Consider the following 1482-nt stretch of genomic DNA (forward strand, 5'->3'; position numbering starts at 1 on the left):
CTGAAGAGAAAACGGGATGGGTCAGGTTGGTCAGTGATCGTTAGGAGCTGACCGGTGCAGGCTCGGCGTGGACCTGGTAGCCGAGGGCTTCGAGTTGGCTGACCAGGCGGCGTGCTTGGCGTGCGGGGTCGTTGCGGCGCTGGAAGTAGTCGCCGCCGAGGTCGTGGTAGGCCTCGTCGCGGGTGAACATGTGGAAGATCGAGACGAGGATGCTGTGCTCGATCGCGACCAGGGCCTTGGCGTGGCCGAGCCGTGGCCGCAGCCGCGAGTACTGGGCGGCGAGGTAGGTGTTCTTGGTGCGGATGGCGCCCATCGCGGCGTCGTGGAGGTAGATCGCGAGCCACTTGGGGCCCTTGCGGGTTCTTCCCGAGCGTTTGCGTCCGGCGGATTCGTGGTTGCCCGGGCAGACCGCGGCCCAGGACGCGAAGCGTGACGCGGTCCCGAAGACACTCATGTCGGCGCCGAACTCAGCCAGCAGGCCCTGAGCCGTCCGCAGGTCGATGCCCGGGACGGTGTCCAGCAGCTCAACCTGCCGGGCGAAAGGGACGACCACCTCTTCGATCTCGGTGGTGAGACGGCCAATGAGCTCGTCGAGGAAGTCCAGCTTGGACAGCACCGCGGCGACGAGCAGCGCGTGGTGGCCGGTGAAGCGCGAGGTGAGCGCCTCCCGCAGGGCGGGGAGCTTGGCCCGTAGCCGGCCGATCGCCAGGTCCGCCAGGACCTCGGGATCGGTGGTGCCGTCGACCAGGGCCTGGAGCATCGCCCGGCCGGACTTGCCCAGCACGTCGGACGCCACGCTCGACAGCTTCACCCCGGCATCCTGCAGGATCTTGTCCAGGCGCTGGGTCTCCCGGGTGCGTTCCTCGATCTGCGCCTTGCGGTAGCGGGTGAGATTCCTCAGCTCGCGGATCGGCTTCGGCGGGACGAAGGAGGGGCGGACCAGCCCGAACTCGATCAGCTGGCAGATCCACGAGGCGTCGGCGACGTCGGTCTTGCGGCCCGGGATATTGCGCATGTGCCGGGCGTTGAGCAGCCAGACCTCCATGTCGTCCTCGAGCATGTAGTACACGCACTTCCAGTACACCCCGGTCGACTCGATCCCGACGCGGGTGACACCGTGACCGGTCAGCCAGTCCCGCAGCACCAGCAGGCCGGGCGTGGTCGTGGCGAAGCTTCCCTGCTCGATGGCCCCTCCCGGGAGGTGCACCTCGGCGACGACCACGTCCTTGTGCACGTCCAGGCCCGCGGGCCGCTCCACGATCCGTTCCACCAAGCCTCCCCTCGCAGTGACCGTCAGGGCCGTCCGGGAGGGGCTCACATCATGGAGTCTGAAGATCGCGCTCAAGGCGGCAGTTCACGGCGCCCGAGACCCTCACGTCTTGCTTTGGAACAGGCTCACCCGCGCTAAGGCCAGCCGACGTCGACCGGACAGCACACCCAGTTTTCCCCAAGATCACGCCGCCCCGAAAGGGCCCCAGATGC

The 1482-nt window shown here is 67.9% G+C and carries 1 protein-coding gene; it reads right to left on the minus strand.

All coding sequences use genetic code 11. From position 1 onward, the window contains the following. Window positions 1-40: 40 nt before the first annotated feature. The gene (locus ACFV9O_RS40390) at window positions 41-1270 is read right to left on the minus strand and encodes an IS110 family transposase (RefSeq protein WP_385428074.1); all 1230 of its coding nucleotides are present in this window, start codon (window positions 1268-1270) and stop codon (window positions 41-43) included. Window positions 1271-1482 lie beyond the last annotated feature (212 nt).

Source organism: Streptomyces sp. NPDC059909, assembly GCF_042730885.1.
Taxonomy (GTDB): Bacteria; Actinomycetota; Actinomycetes; order Streptomycetales; family Streptomycetaceae; genus Streptomyces.